This is a genomic window from Actinacidiphila paucisporea (assembly GCF_900142575.1).
Taxonomy (GTDB): Bacteria; Actinomycetota; Actinomycetes; order Streptomycetales; family Streptomycetaceae; genus Actinacidiphila; species Actinacidiphila paucisporea.
The window spans coordinates 19,826-35,737 of sequence record NZ_FRBI01000007.1; the positions used below are offsets into that span (position 1 = coordinate 19,826).

General features: G+C 72.1%; 12 protein-coding genes and 1 pseudogene. 8 read left to right on the forward strand and 5 right to left on the reverse strand.

Annotation, left to right across the window (positions count from 1 at the left end; all coding sequences use genetic code 11):
• Positions 1-49: 49 nt before the first annotated feature.
• The gene (locus tag BUE44_RS13165) at positions 50-1,504 is read left to right on the forward strand and encodes an NCS2 family permease (RefSeq protein ID WP_073497603.1); all 1,455 of its coding nucleotides are present in this window, start codon (positions 50-52) and stop codon (positions 1,502-1,504) included.
• Positions 1,505-1,569: 65 nt separating this feature from the next.
• Here BUE44_RS13165 and BUE44_RS39520 read toward each other — a convergent pair.
• A pseudogene (locus BUE44_RS39520) lies at positions 1,570-1,743 on the reverse strand (ribbon-helix-helix protein, CopG family); the annotation flags it as partial.
• A 314-nt stretch (positions 1,744-2,057) separates the two neighbouring features.
• On the opposite strand from BUE44_RS39520, the gene BUE44_RS13175 reads away from it, so the two are divergent.
• Genes BUE44_RS13175 through thpR form a run of 3 tightly spaced genes read left to right on the forward strand, consistent with a single transcriptional unit; the run spans position 2,058 to position 4,558 of the window.
• Entirely contained in the window at positions 2,058-2,435 is a 378-nt protein-coding gene (locus tag BUE44_RS13175; RefSeq protein WP_079189719.1) for a MarR family winged helix-turn-helix transcriptional regulator, read from the forward strand.
• A gap of 39 nt (positions 2,436-2,474) precedes the next feature.
• Entirely contained in the window at positions 2,475-3,950 is a 1,476-nt protein-coding gene (locus tag BUE44_RS13180) for an MFS transporter (RefSeq protein ID WP_079189699.1), read from the forward strand.
• The gene (thpR, locus tag BUE44_RS13185; RefSeq protein WP_073497608.1) at positions 3,947-4,558 is read left to right on the forward strand and encodes an RNA 2',3'-cyclic phosphodiesterase; all 612 of its coding nucleotides are present in this window, start codon (positions 3,947-3,949) and stop codon (positions 4,556-4,558) included. The genes BUE44_RS13180 and thpR overlap by 4 nt, the downstream gene beginning before the upstream one ends.
• 125 nt (positions 4,559-4,683) lie before the next feature.
• Here the strand turns inward: thpR and BUE44_RS13190 are convergent, their stop codons facing one another.
• Together BUE44_RS13190 and BUE44_RS13195 are read right to left on the reverse strand one after the other, a co-directional pair.
• Positions 4,684-5,679 carry an aldo/keto reductase gene (locus tag BUE44_RS13190; protein ID WP_073497610.1) on the reverse strand — a complete coding sequence of 332 codons (996 nt, stop codon included), beginning with the start codon at positions 5,677-5,679 and terminating at the stop codon, positions 4,684-4,686.
• A gap of 114 nt (positions 5,680-5,793) precedes the next feature.
• Positions 5,794-6,474, reverse strand: a complete 681-nt coding sequence (locus BUE44_RS13195; protein WP_073497612.1) for an SGNH/GDSL hydrolase family protein — start codon at positions 6,472-6,474, stop codon at positions 5,794-5,796.
• Positions 6,475-6,521: 47 nt separating this feature from the next.
• Between BUE44_RS13195 and BUE44_RS13200 the strand changes: the two genes are divergently transcribed.
• On the forward strand, positions 6,522-7,568 hold the full coding sequence (locus BUE44_RS13200; RefSeq protein ID WP_073497614.1) for a PD40 domain-containing protein: 1,047 nt from the start codon (positions 6,522-6,524) through the stop codon (positions 7,566-7,568).
• A 33-nt stretch (positions 7,569-7,601) separates the two neighbouring features.
• Here the strand turns inward: BUE44_RS13200 and serC are convergent, their stop codons facing one another.
• Positions 7,602-8,720, reverse strand: coding sequence for a phosphoserine transaminase (gene serC / locus BUE44_RS13205; RefSeq protein WP_073497616.1), 1,119 nt, complete (start codon positions 8,718-8,720; stop codon positions 7,602-7,604).
• 208 nt (positions 8,721-8,928) lie between these two features.
• Here serC and BUE44_RS13210 point away from each other — a divergent pair, with 208 nt between their 5' ends.
• A complete protein-coding gene (locus BUE44_RS13210; RefSeq protein WP_073497619.1) occupies positions 8,929-11,835 on the forward strand; it encodes an FAD-binding and (Fe-S)-binding domain-containing protein in 2,907 nt (968 codons plus the stop codon).
• 153 nt (positions 11,836-11,988) lie between these two features.
• Here BUE44_RS13210 and BUE44_RS13215 read toward each other — a convergent pair whose 3' ends face one another.
• On the reverse strand, positions 11,989-13,089 hold the full coding sequence (locus BUE44_RS13215) for a citrate synthase 2 (RefSeq protein WP_073497621.1): 1,101 nt from the start codon (positions 13,087-13,089) through the stop codon (positions 11,989-11,991).
• A 246-nt stretch (positions 13,090-13,335) separates the two neighbouring features.
• On the opposite strand from BUE44_RS13215, the gene pdxH reads away from it, so the two are divergent.
• Positions 13,336-13,971: a pyridoxamine 5'-phosphate oxidase gene (gene pdxH / locus BUE44_RS13220; RefSeq protein ID WP_073497623.1), complete on the forward strand. Its 636-nt coding sequence runs from the start codon at positions 13,336-13,338 to the stop codon at positions 13,969-13,971.
• 413 nt (positions 13,972-14,384) lie between these two features.
• The gene (locus BUE44_RS13225; protein WP_079189701.1) at positions 14,385-15,818 is read left to right on the forward strand and encodes a PAS domain-containing protein; all 1,434 of its coding nucleotides are present in this window, start codon (positions 14,385-14,387) and stop codon (positions 15,816-15,818) included.
• The last annotated feature ends 94 nt before the right edge of the window (positions 15,819-15,912 follow it).

Consider the following 15,912-nt stretch of genomic DNA (forward strand, 5'->3'; position numbering starts at 1 on the left):
TTCGTACGATCGCCCAAGTGGGTGAGATCGCACCCCTTTGAGGATTCACATGCCCACCTCGACCCCCGCTCAGGTCGACATGGGTCGGTCATCGGACCGCCCGCCCACCAACCCGCTGGACCGCTTCTTCCGCATCTCGGAGCGCGGCTCCTCCATCCCGCGGGAGATCCGCGGCGGCCTGGCCACCTTCTTCGCGATGGCGTACATCATCGTGCTGAACCCGATCATCCTGGGCTCGGCAGTGGACAAGTTCGGCCACCACCTCGACGGCGGTCAGCTGGTCACCGCGACCGTGATCACCGCGGCCTTCACCACGCTGCTGATGGGCGTCATCGGCAACGTGCCGATCGCGCTGGCCGCCGGCCTCGGCGTGAACACCGTCGTAGCGCTCCAGCTCGCCCCGAGGATGAGCTGGCCGGACGCGATGGGCATGGTCGTCCTCGCCGGTATCGCGATCATGCTCATGGTCGCCACCGGGCTGCGCGAGCGGGTCATGAGCGCCGTGCCGCTCGGCCTGCGCAAGGGCATCGCGATCGGCATCGGCCTGTTCATCCTGCTGATCGGCCTGGTCGACTCCGGCTTCGTCTCCCGCATCCCGGACGCCGCGCACACCACCGTGCCGCTGCAGCTCGGCGCCGACGGCCACCTCACCGGATGGCCGGTGCTGATCTTCATCCTCGGCGCGCTGCTGACCCTGTCGCTGATCATCCGCAAGGTCGCCGGCGCCATCCTGATCTCCATCGTCGCCATGACCGTGCTCGCGCTGGTCGTCAACGCGGTCGCCGACGTCCCGGCCGCCAAGTGGGGCCTGACGGTGCCCAAGTGGCCGGGCAACCCGGTCGCCACCCCGGACTTCGGCCTGATCGGCAAGGTCAGCCTCTTCGGGGGCTTCCACGAGGTCGGCATCCTCACCGGGGTGCTGTTCGTCTTCACCGTGCTGCTGTCGTGCTTCTTCGACGCGATGGGCACCATCCTCGGCGTCAGCGACGAGGCCGGGCTGCTCAACGACAAGGGCGACCTGCCGGGCATCAACAAGGTCCTGATGATCGACGGCATCGCCACCGCGGTCGGCGGCGCCGGCTCGTCGTCCGCGAACACCTGCTTCGTGGAGTCCACCGCGGGTGTCGGCGAGGGCGCGCGGACCGGGCTCGCCAGCGTCGTCACCGGGCTGATGTTCGTCTTCGCGCTGTTCCTCACGCCGCTGGCCACCATGGTGCCGGCGCAGGCCGCCACGCCCGCGCTGGTCGCGGTGGGCTTCCTGATCCTGGCCGGGTCGATCCGGGAGATCGACTGGAGCGACTTCACCATCGCCATCCCGGCGTTCCTGACGATGGTGCTGATGCCGTTCACGTACTCGATCACCAACGGCATCGGCATCGGCTTCCTCAGCTTCTGCGTGCTGCGACTGGCCGCGGGACGCGGCAAGGAGGTGCCGGTCGCGCTGTACGCGGTCGCCGCCGTCTTCGCCTTCTACTACCTGATGCCGGCGCTCGGGCTGCTGTAGGGCGGCACCGGAACCGGGACCGGGGTCTGGTCCCGGTCATGGTTCCGGTGCCGCTCCTGGCGGTGTCCGTAGAAGCGCTCGGTCTCCGCGACCGCCGCCTTGAAGCGCTCGTCGAAGTCGTCACGGACCAGCGCCGTGACGACGTAGTCCTGGGCGGTCATCCCGCGCTTGGCGGCATGCTCGCGGATGCGGTCCCACAGGTCTGCGTCTATGCGCAGGCTGAGCACTCTCGATGCCATGTGCCCACGGTCGCGGGCGGGAGTGGCAATGTGCGTCGCTTTCGCCCGTCATCTCACCCGTTCGGGTGGGATGCGGGCCGGCGGCGGTTGAGGGCCCATGCGGGCCGGCGGCGGTGGGGCGTCCCGGTGGCCGGGCGGGAGGCCTAGCCGAGTGTGGGCCGGCCGCGGGTGCGCGGGCGGGGCGGGTGTGGTCCCGTGGGTCGAGGGTGTTGCGTGCAGAGTGTACTTAGATTGCCTAATGAGCTAAACTAAGCAACGTGACCGAACTGTCCGAGGACGACCGCGCCGCAGTCAACGAACTGCGGGGCGCAGTGATGCGGCTCTCCCGCCGGCTGCGCCACCAGCGTGTCGACGAGACGCTGAGCCCGACCGAGATGTCGGTGCTCGGCACCCTTGCCCGCTGCGGCTCCGCCACGCCGGGGGAGCTGGCCCGCAAGGAGCACGTGCAGCCCCCGTCGATGACCCGCATCGTGGCGATGCTGGAGGCCAAGGGGCTGGTCCGCAGGGAACCGCACCCCGACGACCGGCGCCAGGTCGTGGTGTCCCGTACGGAGCAGGCCGCGGCGATGCTCGCCGAGAGCCGCTCCAAGCGGAACGCCTGGCTGGCCTCGCTCGCCGAGGGCCTCACGGCGGACGAACTGGCCGTGATGCGCCAGGCGGCTCCCGTCCTCGAGAAGCTCGCGCACCTGTGACCCGACCGAAGCACCCGACGAGGGGGAGGCGAGTACCGATTGAGTTCGGCAGCCGGACCAGACACCGCAACCGAACCTGACCGTCCCGCGGACACCAGAACGGGCACCTTCAGCGCCCTGAAGATCCGCAACTACCGGCTCTTCGCGACCGGCGCCGTGGTCTCCAACACCGGCACCTGGATGTCGCGGATCGCCCAGGACTGGCTGGTGCTCAGCATCACCGGGTCCTCCTTCGCGGTGGGCATCACCACCGCGCTGCAGTTCCTGCCGATGCTGCTCTTCGGCCTCTACGGCGGAGTGATCGCCGACCGCTACCCCAAGCGGCAGATCCTGCTGTGCACCCAGGCCGCGCTCGGCGTGCTCGGGCTGCTGCTGGCCGGACTCACCCTGGGGGGTGTCGTCCAGGTCTGGCACGTCTACACGATCGCCTTCCTGCTCGGCGTGGTCACCGTCGTGGACAACCCCACCCGGCAGACCTTCGTGGTCGAGATGGTCGGCCCGTCGGTCATGCGCAACGCCGTCTCGCTGAACGCCGCCAACTTCCAGGCCGCCCGGCTGGTCGGCCCCGCCGTCGCCGGTGTGCTGATCACCGCGGTGGGCAGCGGCTGGGCCTTCCTGATCAACGGCCTGTCCTTCATCGCCCCGCTGACCGGCCTGCTGCTCATGCGCACCGCGGACCTGCACAAGGTCGAGCGGGCCCCGCGCGGCGGCAAGGGCCAGCTCCGCGAGGGCCTGCACTACGTCGCAGGCAAGCCCGAGCTGATCTGGCCGATCGTGCTGGTCGGCTTCATCGGCACCTTCGGCTTCAACTTCCCGATCTGGCTGTCCGCCTTCGCCAACAAGGTCTTCGACAGCGGCGCCGGCACCTACGGCCTGCTGAACACCCTGATGGCCGCGGGCTCCCTGCTGGGCGCCCTGCTCGCCGCCCGGCGCAGCCGCACCCGGCTGCGGATGCTCGTGGCGGCCGCCGCGGTCTTCGGCCTGCTGGAGGGCGCCGCGGCCCTCGCGCCGGTCTTCTGGCTCTTCGCCGCGCTGCTGGTGCCGATCGGCATCTTCGGCCTGACCTTCAACACCACGGCGAACGCCACCGTGCAGCTCGCCACCGAGCCCGTCATGCGCGGCCGGGTGATGAGCCTCTACATGATGGTCTTTGTCGGTGGCACCCCCATCGGCGGCCCCGTCATGGGCTGGGTCACGGACACCTACGGCGCCCGGGTCGGCTTCCTGTCCGGCGGCCTGATCTCCGCCGCCGCAGCCGTCGCGGTCGGCCTGGTCCTGGCCAGGGCGGCGGGCCTGCGGCCCCGCGTGGACCTCCGGCGCGGCAGCGGCCGGCCCCTGGTCTCCTTCGTCCCCCGCGACGGCGCCCGCCAGGCGCCGCCGGCCGACAGCGACGACACCCCGGAGGGCGACGACAGCGTGCCCGGCGACGAGCGCGAGGACACGAGCCCCGCATCCGGTTCCGAGTCCGGTACGGGAGGGGCTGGGGCTGCCCCGCAGCTGACCCCGGCCGTATGAGGCTCTTCGCCGCGGTGCTGCCGCCGCCCGCCGCGGTCACCGCGCTGGCGGCGGCGCTGGATCCGCTGCACGCCTTGCCGGGCGCCCGCGCACTGCGCTGGACGGCGCCCCAGGGCTGGCACTACACGCTGGGCTTCCTGGGCGAGGTGCCCGACGGCGTACGCCCCGGCCTCGACGAACGGCTCGCCCGCGCCGCCCACCGACACCAGCCCTGCGAGGTGCGCACGGCCGGCGGCGGGCGCTTCGGCGACCGGGCGCTGTGGACCGGCGCGGAGGGCGACCTGCGGGCACTGTCGGCCCTCGCCGACACCGTGCGGGCGGCCGCGCGCAGGGCCGGGGCGCCCTGCGACGAGGAGCACGGCTTCCGTGCGCACCTGACGCTGGCCCGCACCTCGAAGAACGCGCCCGTCGACCTGCGCCCCTTCGCCGCCGCCCTCACCGATCACCGCGGTACCTGGTGGCGGGCGGACACCCTCAGCCTCGTCGCCAGTACATTGCCCAGCTCCGGCGTCCCCGGCGAGCAGCCCGCCTACACCGTCGTCGCCGCCTGGCCGCTGGGCGGCCCAGCGGACCGGCCCGAGCGCGGGGCACCGGGCACGGCCGGTTAACCTCGCAGGGTGGACCCCAAGACCCGTACCCGCGTGATGACCGCCGCCTTCGTCCTGATGCTCGTGGTGGTGGTCGTCGCCGCCGCGGTGCACTGACCGCGGCGGCAACACCCGTACGGCCGCCTTTACCAGGCGAAGGCCTCGGGGGAGGTGCCGGGACCGGGGAAGATGTCGTCCAGCGCAGCCAGGAACTCCGCGGACAGCTCCAGCTCCACCGCCCGCAGCGCGGACTCGAGCTGCCCCGCTGTGCGCGGCCCCACGATCGGCCCGGTCACCCCGGGGCGGGTGAGCAGCCACGCCAGGCCCACGTCGCCCGGCTCCAGACCATGCTTGTCGCACAGGTCCTCGTACGCCTGGATCTTGTCGCGCAGCCCCTGGTCCGCCAGCGAGTCCGCGGCCCGCCCGCCGGCCGAGCGGGACGCGCCGCCCTCGCGCTGCTTGCGCAGCACTCCGCCCAGCAGCCCGCCGTGCAGCGGCGACCAGGGGATGACGCCGAGGCCGTATCCCTGCGCCGCCGGGATCACCTCCATCTCCGCGCGCCGCTCCACCAGGTTGTACAGGCACTGCTCGGACGTCAGCCCGAGCGAACCGCGCCTGCGCGCCGCCTCGTTGGCCTGGGCGATGTGCCAGCCGGCGAAGTTGCTCGACCCGGCGTACAGGATCTTGCCCTGGGCGACCAGGACGTCGATGGCCTGCCAGATCTCATCCCACGGGGTGGCCCGGTCCACGTGGTGGAACTGGTACAGGTCGATGTAGTCGGTGCCGAGCCGCTTGAGGCTGGCGTCCACCGCCCGGCGGATGTTCAGCGCCGACAGCTTGTCGTTGTTCGGCCAGGTGTCGCCCTCGGCGGCCATGTTGCCGTAGACCTTGGTCGCCAGCACCGTCTTGTCGCGGCGGCCGCCACCCTTCGCGAACCAGCTGCCGACGATCTCCTCGGTACGGCCCTTGTTCTCGCCCCAGCCGTAGACGTTGGCGGTGTCGAAGAAGTTGACGCCGGCGCCGAGCGCCGCGTCCATGATCGCGTGGCTGTCCGCCTCATCGGTCTGCGGACCGAAGTTCATGGTGCCGAGCACCAGGCGGCTGACCTTGAGACCCGTGCGTCCGAGCTGTGTGTACTCCATGGCTGCCAGCCAAGCTCTTCGAGTGCGCTCGAATCAAGCGGCCATTGCGACGTCCGCGGCGAATTCCCCACGCGTTCGCCCAGTGCCCGCCGGGTGCTCCCGCCGCCGCCGGCTTCAGTGCCCGGCGTACGGCGCCCCGACGCCCCAGGCCTGGTACATGGCGTCGGCGAAGGCCGCCGCCAGCTTGTGCTCGCCCGCCGCGTTGGGATGGGTGCCGTCGTAGGTGTCGAGCAGGATGTCGTACCCCTCGGGCCGGGAGGCGAGCAGCAGGGGTGAGGCCGGGGTGTCATGGTCGGCGACCGCCTTGGCCAGCAGCGCGTTCAACTCCGCGCACTGGTCGGCGAAGCCGGGGTCCAGGTCCGCGCGGGTGTTGGGGATGACCGGCAGCAGCACCATCCGCACCCGCGGCGCCGCGGCCCGCGCCTCGGTGATGAAACGCTCCACATTGTCAGCGGTCTGCCCGGCGTCGGTGTAGAAGCCCAGGTCGATCAGGCCGAGCGACACCAGCAGCACGTCGGGCCGGTGCTCACGGACGACCTCACCTATCACCGGCGCCAGGTGCAGCCAGCCCTCGCCCCAGCCGGCCAGATGGCGCCTGGCGCGCGCCGGGAACGACGGATCGGCGTAGTCGGCGGATACCGCGGCGTCCGCCGCCCGGTCGTAAAGACCGTCGCGCGGCCCCACCACGGCGAACGGCTCACCCAGCCCGCACAGGTGCCGCCACATGCGGTACCGCCAGGTGTAGTCGCCGGCGGCGCCAACGGTCATCGAGTCGCCGACGAAGAGGTAACGCATGCCGGGCATCATCCCCGACGCGCCACAGACCGGGGACACTGGGGTGCATGCGCGCGTACATCCCGACGGCCGCCGCCTGTGCCGCCCTCGCCCTGGCCTGGGACTGCGCGGTGCCCGCCGTCGCGGACTCCGGACCGTCCACCGCCTTCACGATCACCGACCCCCGTATCACCGAGTCCAGCGGCCTGGCCGCGAGCCGGCTGCACCCCGGGATCTACTGGACGCACAACGACAGCGGCGACGGCCCCTACGTCTACGCGGTCGACTCGGCCACCGGCAAGACCGTCGCGAGGGTCACGATGCGCGGCATCCACCCCCGGGACGTGGAGGCCGTCTCGATCGGTCCGAACGGCGACCTCTACCTCGGGGACATCGGCGACAACCTCGGCGGCGCCTGGCGGGAGGTATGGATCTACCGCTTCCACGAACCCGCGAAGCTGAGCGACCAGACCGTGGACGTCACCCGCTACACCGTCCGCTACGACGCCGGACCGCGCGACGCCGAGGCGCTGATGGTGCAGCCGCGGACCGGCCGGGTCTACATCGCCAGCAAGAACGAGGACGGCGGCGGCCTCTACCGCGGGCCCGCCGAGCTCAGCTCCCACGGCATCAACGTCTTCCGCAAGATCGCCGATGTGCCGTGGGTGACCGACGGGGCCTTCTCGCCCGACGGCAGCCGCCTGGTGCTGCGCGGCTACTTCTGGGCGGCTGAATACCGCTGGACCGGCGGCGCCCCGCACAAACTCACCGACCTCGACGTCCCCATGCAGCCCCAGGGCGAGGGGGTGACCTTCACACCGGACGGCAAGGCGCTCATGTACAGCAGCGAGGGCAAGGACAGCCAGGTGTGGCGCGCGCCGCTGTCAGGCAGTGAGCTGCCCGACAGCGTGACCGCCTCTCCTGCCGCCACGAAGGGCGCCGACGGCTCGCAAGGCGGCGGAAAGGACCAGGGCGGCCCGGGTGCGGCCGCTCAGCACTCGTCGTCAGGCAGCGGGGTCAGCAGCAGTGACAAGACGCTGGGCTTTGGGGCGCTGGTCCTCGTCGGCGCGCTCGGCCTCGCGCTGCGCCGGATAGTGCGCCGCCGCCGGGCCTGACCCCGGCGGCGGTGCCGTGCTGAGGGCAGCCGATCAGAGCCGGCCGATGACGTAGTCGATGCTGGCGGTCAGCGCCTCGACGTCGGACGGCTCGACGGCCGGGAACATCGCCACCCGCAGCTGGTTGCGGCCCAGCTTGCGGTACGGCTCGGTGTCCACGATGCCGTTCGCCCGCAATACCTTGGCCACGGCCGCGGCGTCGATCCCGTCCTCGAAGTCGATGGTGCCGACGACCTGGGAACGCTGCGCCGGGTCCGCCACGAACGGCGTCGCGTAGGACGCCTTCTCCGCCCAGCCGTACAGCCGCGACGACGAGTCGGCGGTGCGCTCGGTGGCCCAGCTCAGGCCGCCCTGCCCGTTGATCCACTCCAGCTGCTCCTTGAGCAGGAAGAGAGTGGCCAGCGCGGGGGTGTTGTACGTCTGGTTCTTCTGCGAGTTGTCGATCGCCGTCGGCAGGTCGAAGAACGCCGGGATGTGCCGCCCGGACGCGGCGATCGAGGCGGCGCGCTCCAGGGCCGCCGGCGAGAACACCGCGATCCACAGCCCGCCGTCGGCCGCGAAGGACTTCTGCGGCGCGAAGTAGTAGACATCGGTCTCGGCGATGTCGACCGGCAGGCCGCCCGCGCCCGAGGTGGCGTCCACCAGGACCAGCGCGCCGTCGTCCGCGCCGTCGACCCGGCGGATCGGTGCGGCGACACCGGTCGAGGTCTCGTTGTGCGTCAGGGCGTAGACGTCCACGCCCGGCTCGGCGACGGGCACGGGGTGGGTGCCCGGCTCGGACTTGACGATCGTCGGCTCGTCCAGCCACGGCGCCTGCTGGGCCGCCTTCGCGAACTTCGACGAGAACTCGCCGAAGGACAGGTGCTGGGACTTGGTGCCGATCAGCCCGTGGGTGGCGACGTCCCAGAAGGCGGTGGACCCGCCGTTGCCGAGCACCACCTCGTAGCCGTCCGGCAGGGAGAACAACTGCTTGACGCCGTCGCGGACCTGCCCCACCAGGTTCTTCACCGGCGCCTGGCGGTGGGAGGTGCCGAGCAGGGACGTCCCGGTGGCGGCCAGCGCGTCGAGCGCCTGCGTCCGCACCTTGGAGGGGCCCGACCCGAATCGACCGTCGGCGGGCTTGATGTCAGCGGGAATCTGGATATCGGCCACGAGCGCAGCGTAGCCCGTTACAGGGCGGTTTCCGCGGGCGTTCCATCGGGTGAGACGACCTGCCCGCGAAGCCTCCGACCGCGCGGTCGGAGCGCCGTACAAGGCGCGGCGGCGGCGTGCCGGCGCGCGCGGTCCTCATGCAGGTGGCGGGTGCTTTCGGCGGTTTCCCGGTGGGCCGGGGCACGGACGGTCGGGCAAGGTGGGGGACATGACGGGTGGCCGGATCGGCGAGGTGGAGCAGGCGCTGCGCGGGGTCCTGCGCGGTGAGGTGGAGTGGGGCGCGGGGGCGCGGGCGCTGATGACGATGGACGCGTCCAACTACCGCAAGGTGCCGCTGGGGGTGGTGGCGCCGATGGACGCGGAGGACGTGGCGGCGGCGTTGGCGGTGTGCCGCGAACACGGGGTGCCCGTCACCGCGCGCGGCGGCGGGACGTCGATCGCCGGGCAGGCCATCGGCACCGGTGTCGTCATGGACTTCACCCGGCACATGAACCGGCTGCTGGAGATCGACCCGGCCGCGCTGACCGCCCGCGTCCAGCCCGGCCTGGTGCTCGACGACCTGCGGCGGGCCGCCGCTCCGCACGGCCTGACTTTCGGGCCCGACCCCTCGACCCACAGCCGCTGCACCCTCGGCGGCATGATCGGCAACAACGCCTGCGGCTCGCATTCGGTGGCCTGGGGCACCACCGCCGACAATGTTCGTGCGCTTGACGTGCTCACTTACCGAGGTGAACCGGTCGGGCTCCGCGGCCCCGCCGGCGGAGCCGCCATGCCCGACCGGCTGCGCGAAGGGATCGCCCGGCTGACGGACGGCCACCTGGCGCTGCTGCGTACCGCTTTCCCGCAACTCCCGCGCCGCATCTCCGGATACGCCCTGGACCTGCTGCTGCCCGAGCACGGCAGGGACGTGGTGCGAGCCTTCAGCGGCAGCGAGGGGACCCTGGGCCTGCTGACGGAGGCGACCGTCGCGCTGGTGCCCGCGCCCGCCGCGCGGGCGCTCGCGGTGCTCGGTTATGCCGACGAGAGCGCGGCGGCGCAGGCCGCCCACCTGCTGCTGGCTTGGCAGCCGTTGACAGTCGAGGGGATGGCCGCCGACCTGGTGGGGGAGGCCGCGGCGGCGGATCTGCCGCGCGGCGGTGCCTGGCTGTTCGTCGAGACCGGCGGCGACTCTCCGGCGCAGGCCCGGGCACGCGCGCGGGAGATCTGCCGGACGGCCGACGGCGTGACCGGTCACGCCGTCGTCGCCGACCCCGCGCGGCAGCGCGCCCTGTGGCGGATCCGGGAGGACGCGGCCGGCACCGCCACCCGTATGCCCGACGGCACCGAGGCATGGCCGGGCTGGGAGGACTGCGCCGTTCCCCCCGTCCGGCTGGGCGCCTACCTGCGGGATTTCCGGGCCCTGCTGGCCGATCACGGGCTGCGCGGGGCGCCCTACGGCCACTTCGGCGACGGCTGCGTGCATGTCCGGATCGACTTCGACCTCATCGATCCGGCGGGCGTCGCACGCTTCCGCCGCTTCTCCGAGGCCGCCGCCGACCTGGTGGTGTCGCACGGCGGCTCGCTCTCCGGCGAGCACGGCGACGGCCGGGCGCGCGCCGAACTGCTGCCGAAGATGTACGGCCCGGATGTGATCGCACTCTTTTCAGATTTCAAGGATCTCTGGGATCCGGACGGCGGACTGAACCCGGGAACGCTTGTTCGTCCCGATCTCATTGATAGCAACCTTCGCTTCGCGGCGCTGCCGTCCACCGCGTCGGGACCGGTCGACGTCGAATTCACTTATCCGGGTGATGGCGGTGATTTCGTTGCCGCCGTCCGGCGCTGTGTCGGAGTGGCCAAATGTCGTACCTCAACGGCCGCTGGTGAGGGGGGTTCGGCTGTCATGTGCCCGTCCTTCCGGGTCACCGGGGAGGAGCGTCACTCCACCCGCGGCCGGGCGCGGCTGCTGCACGAGATGCTGGCCGGCGAGGTCGTCACGGACGGCTGGAGGTCCGCGGAGGTCAAGGGAGCACTGGATCTTTGCCTGTCCTGCAAGGGCTGCCGGTCGGACTGCCCGGTGGGGGTGGACATGGCGACCTACAAGGCCGAATTCCTCCATCAGCACTATCGGGGGAGGCTCAGGCCCCGCGCGCACTACTCGATGGGTTGGCTCCCGGTGTGGCTGAAAATCGCCCGGAAATTCGCCCGACCGCTCAATTTCCTTGGCAGGACCCGATCAACCGCCTGGGTGGCGAAACGTATCGCCGGAATCGCGAACGCGCGCGACATGCCCGAACTGGCGCCCGAGACATTCACTCGATGGTGGGACACCAACGACACGAACGAGGGACAGCGGAGGCCGGTCGGCGGCTCGCAGAACGGCGCCCGCACGGTCGTCCTGTTGCCCGACACCTTCACCGACCACCTCTCGCCCGAGGTCGGCCGGGCCGCGGTGCGGGTGCTGCGCGCGGCCGGACTGCACGTCACCACCCCGCCCGCGGCGGTCTGTTGCGGCCTGACCTGGGTGTCCACCGGGCAGCTCGACCGCGCGAAGCTCGTGATGCGGCGCACCCTCGACCGGCTCGCACCGGTCCTCGAAGCGGGCCTGCCGCTCGTCGTGCTCGAACCGAGCTGCGCCGCCGCCCTGCGCGCCGACCTACCGGAGCTCCTCGGCCCCCGTGACCCGCGGGCCGCCAGGCTCGCCGCGTCGGTGCGGACGCTCGCCGAGGCGCTGGAGGAGTACGCGCCCGGCTGGGACCCGCCGCGCCTGGACCGTACGGCGGTCGGCCAGACGCACTGCCACCAGCACGCGGTGCTCGGCGACGCCGCCGACCGCCGGCTGCGCGAGCGCGCCGGCCTGACCGGCGAGCTGACCGGCGGCTGCTGCGGTCTCGCCGGCAACTTCGGCTTCGAGGACGGGCATTACGAGGTGTCGGCGGCCTGCGCCGAGGAGGCGCTGCTGCCGGCACTGCGGGCGGCCGGGCCCGACGCGGCCGTGCTGGCCGACGGCTTCTCCTGCCGCACGCAGATCGCCCAGCTGGCCGGCGGCCCACGCGCCCGCCACCTCGCGGAAGTCCTCGCGGAAGCGCTGCCCGACGACACGCCGGGTGCCGGCCACGCCCGGCCGACCGGCTAGCGCCGCACCGCGTGCATACGGAGATCCGCAGTGCGCGGCCCGTCACCTCGCGCGCGCGGCCCGTTGCCCGTTGCCCGTTGCCCGTTGCCCGTTGCCCGTTGCCCGTTGCCCGTTGCCCGGCAGAGTCTGCCGGGCAACGGGCCGGGCGGCGGATCAGGAAATGGTGGTCGGGTCGCCCTCGATCGTGTGGAGGCTACGGGTGCTGGGGCCGATGTAGCGGGCCGACGGGCGGACCAGGCGGCCGGTGCGCTTCTGCTCCAGGATGTGGGCCGACCAGCCGGCCGTACGGGCACAGGTGAACATCGACGTGAACATGTGCGCGGGCACCTCGGCGAAGTCGAGCATGATCGCCGCCCAGAATTCCACGTTGGTGGCCAGGACGCGGTCGGGGCGCCGCTCGTGCAGCTCGGCGAGCGCCGCCTTCTCCAGGGCCTCCGCCACCTCGAATCGCGGTGCGCCCAGCTCGCGGGCCGTACGGCGCAGGACGCGCGCCCGCGGGTCCTCGGCGCGGTAGACGCGGTGCCCGAAGCCCATCAGACGCTCGCCCTTGTCGAGCGCGGCCTTCACATAGGCCTCGGCGTCACCTGTGCGCTCGATCTCCTCGATCATGCCGAGGACGCGGGATGGCGCACCGCCGTGCAGCGGACCCGACATGGCGCCGACCGCGCCGGACAGGGCGGCGGCCACGTCGGCGCCGGTGGAGGCGATGACGCGGGCGGTGAAGGTGGAGGCGTTCATGCCGTGCTCGGCCGCCGACGTCCAATACGCGTCCACCGCGGCGACGTGCCGCGGGTCCGGCTCGCCGCGCCAGCGGATCATGAAGCGCTCGGTAATGGACCGCGCCTTGTCGATCTCCTTCTGCGGGACCATGGGCCGTCCCTGGCCCCGGGCGGACTGGGCGACGTACGACAGCGCCATGACCGCGGCCCGCGCGAGGTCGTCGCGGGCCTCCTCGGCGTCGATGTCGAGCAGCGGGCGCAGCCCCCACACGGGCGCGAGCATGGCCAGCGCGGACTGCACGTCCACCCGGATGTCGCCGGAGTGCACGGGGATGGGGAACGGCTCGGCGGGCGGCAGCCCGGGATCGAACCGGCCGTCGACCAGCAGGCCCCATACATTGCCGAAGCTCACATGCCCGACCAACTCCTCGATGTCGACACCGCGATAGCGCAGTGATCCGCCTTCCCGGTCCGGTTCGGCGATCTCCGTCTCGAACGCGACGACTCCTTCGAGTCCGGGTACGAAGTCGGACATGCGGCGGCTCCTCTTGATCCTGTCGATGCTCGTGGCGATACTGCACTCCGGTCATGCCCCGTCACAGGAGTGCGCACCCTGCTTCATTCGGACCAGTCATTCTCCCGGCATGTGGGCATGTCAGAGAGCGTGAGATGCCGCACACACCGGCGAGAGGCGACCGGCACGTACCTTCTCGGCCACTGCGAGGATGTGCGGGTGCGAGAACCACATGACGACCAGCCGGCCCGGCCCGACCCGGCCGCCATGCGCAGGCGCTACCGGACGGCGGGAATGACCGAGGACGATCTGGCGGCCGAGCCGTACGCGCAGTTCACGCGCTGGTTCGCGGACGCGGTCGCCGCGGCCGAAGGCGGTGTCATCGCGGAGCCCAACGCCATAGTGCTGTCCACCGCGGACGCCGACGGCCTGCCCAGCTCCCGCACGGTCCTGCTCAAGGGCTACGACCGGCGCGGTTTCGTCTTCTTCAGCAACTACGAGTCGCGAAAGGGCCGAGCGCTGGCCGCCAATCCGCGGGCTTCACTGCTCTTCCCCTGGCATCCGATCGCCCGCCAGGTCATCGTCGGCGGCGACGTCACCCGGGTGTCGCCCGAGGAGACCGCCGCCTATTTCCGCAGCCGTCCGTACGGCTCGCAGATCGGCGCGTGGGCGAGCGAGCAGTCCAGCGTCGTCGCCTCCCGGGCGGTGCTCGAGAAGCGCTACGCGGAAATGGCCGCACGCTGGCCGGAGGGCACCGCAGTGCCGGTGCCGCCCTTCTGGGGCGGCTTCCGCGTCGATCCGGCCACCGTCGAATTCTGGCAGGGCCGGGAGAACCGGCTGCACGACCGGTTGCGCTACGTCCGCGTGGCGGGCGGCTGGTCCGTGGAGCGGCTGGAGCCGTAGCGCGGCGGGGCGGGCGTACTGCCGAGGGCGCGGCACATTGCGCGGCTTTGCTACGCCTCATGGCCGACGCCACCCTGCCGACGGCACCCTGCCGACGGCACATTGCCGCGGGTTTGCCGTCCGTGAACGCGAACGACCCGCGGGCTGCTCCCCGGAGCCTTTGACGGCTCCGAGCACCGGCCGGACAAGTCCGACGAGCCCGCGGGTCGGGTGTACTGCGTGGGATTGGCGCGCATCGCGCACGCCCAGTGCGCGGTGCTAGCCCGCAGCCACCTCACGTGTCCGACTGCAACTCATGCTTCGAACCACCTCCCTTCGTGTGTGCCGCAACAGTAAGAAACCGATGCGAGCCGCACAACCGATTTATGTAAAAAGCGTGTGACGCAGCCCACACGAGGGTTGAATGTTGTGACGTGCAGCCTTTCGATGCGCAACCGAAACCGCTGGGCGACGGCAGCAGCGACGACGACACCGACGGCACGGCGGGGCCTCCGGCTCCGACGCGAGCTGAGGGGCACGAGGGTGATGAGCGGCTGCTCGCGGCGCTGCTCGACGGCATGGAGGCGGGTCTGTGTGCCTTCGACCGCACAGGGGTGATCACGCACTGGAATGCCGAGGCGGCCAGGATCCTCGGCTGGACCGCGGACGACGCCGTCGGGCGGCGCGGCTTCGCCGGCTGGGCGGCCCGCTCCTCGGACGCGGTGGAGGCCGAGGAAAGGCTGCTGGGGGCGATGGACTCCGCCGGCCGCCAGGTGCACGAGTTCGCCCTGCTGACCAAGGACGGCCGCCGGGTGCTGGTGCGCACCCAGTCCGCGGCGGTGCAGGGCGCGGACGGGCGGCCCGCGGGGATCTACTGCGCCTTCTCCGAGGTGCATGTGCAGATCGACCTGGAGCGTTCCATCGCGCTCAGCGAGGCGCTGTTCACCGACGCGTCTTGGGGCGTGGTGCTCATAGACGCCGATCTGCGCCCCGCGGTGGTCAACGCGAAGGCCGCCCGCATGCTCCAGACCGGCAGGGAGGAGGTGCTCGGGCGTCCGCTGGGGGATCTGCTCACCCGGGGCGTGGAAGAGCTGGAGAACGCGCTGCAGCACGTACTCGCCGAAGGCGCGCCACCGGCTACCACCGACCTGTGGCTGGCCCTGCGCGCGGACCAGGAGAATCAGCGGCGCTGCTGGCGCAGCGGATTCGTCCGGCTCGGCTCGCCGCTCGGCGAGGAGCCGGTGCCGCTCGGCGTCGGCTGGCTGTTCATCGACATCACCCGGCAGAAGGCAGCGGAAACCGACGGCGCCCAGGTCAGGTTCCGCTATCAGCAGCTGCACCGCGCCGACCGGGCGGCCGCCGAGTGCGGCACCGCGCTGGACGCGGCCGCGCTGCACCTGGACTTCGCACTGGCGGGCTTCGCCGACCACGCGCTGCTCGACCTCGCCGACGACGCCGAGCGCCTGATACGGATCGCGGCCACCCCCTCGGGCGAGCCGGGCCCGTGCGAGCTGACGCCGGGCGCGGCGGAGAGCGGCATACCGGTGGGTTACCCGCTCGCCCACCCGGCGCTGCAGGCACTGGAGCGGATCGGCACCGTACGGACCAGTTTCGGACCGCCTCTCGCGGCGGAGGAGGCCGCCGGCGCCCGGATCGACGAATGGGCCGCGGCCAGGCGATGGCCGCCGGGGACCGTGCACGGGCTGGTCACCGTGCTGCGCAGCCGCGGCCGCACGATCGGGGCGCTGACCTTCCTGCGCGGCTCGGGGCGCCGCCTGTTCGACCGCGCCGACGCGGCCTATGCCGAGGACGTGGCCGCGCGGGTCGCGATGGCACTGGACCTGGCCGGGCTCGCCGGCGAGCGGTGACCCCGCCGGGGAGTGATGACCGGTGCAATGTGCCGCGGGCGGGGTGTGGCGCGGCAATGTGCCGCGGGTCATGCGAGGCGCGGTGATGCGCCGC

Coding starts and splice junctions, on each gene's coding strand:
- BUE44_RS13215 (WP_073497621.1), bottom strand. CDS start 13,089: ATGTCCGACTTCGTACCCGGACTCGAAGGAGTCGTCGCGTTCGAGACG.
- BUE44_RS13210 (WP_073497619.1), top strand. CDS start 8,929: ATGACGGGTGGCCGGATCGGCGAGGTGGAGCAGGCGCTGCGCGGGGTC.
- BUE44_RS13195 (WP_073497612.1), bottom strand. CDS start 6,474: ATGCGTTACCTCTTCGTCGGCGACTCGATGACCGTTGGCGCCGCCGGC.
- thpR (WP_073497608.1), top strand. CDS start 3,947: ATGAGGCTCTTCGCCGCGGTGCTGCCGCCGCCCGCCGCGGTCACCGCG.
- BUE44_RS13175 (WP_079189719.1), top strand. CDS start 2,058: ATGCGGCTCTCCCGCCGGCTGCGCCACCAGCGTGTCGACGAGACGCTG.
- BUE44_RS13165 (WP_073497603.1), top strand. CDS start 50: ATGCCCACCTCGACCCCCGCTCAGGTCGACATGGGTCGGTCATCGGAC.
- BUE44_RS13200 (WP_073497614.1), top strand. CDS start 6,522: ATGCGCGCGTACATCCCGACGGCCGCCGCCTGTGCCGCCCTCGCCCTG.
- BUE44_RS13190 (WP_073497610.1), bottom strand. CDS start 5,679: ATGGAGTACACACAGCTCGGACGCACGGGTCTCAAGGTCAGCCGCCTG.
- pdxH (WP_073497623.1), top strand. CDS start 13,336: ATGCGCAGGCGCTACCGGACGGCGGGAATGACCGAGGACGATCTGGCG.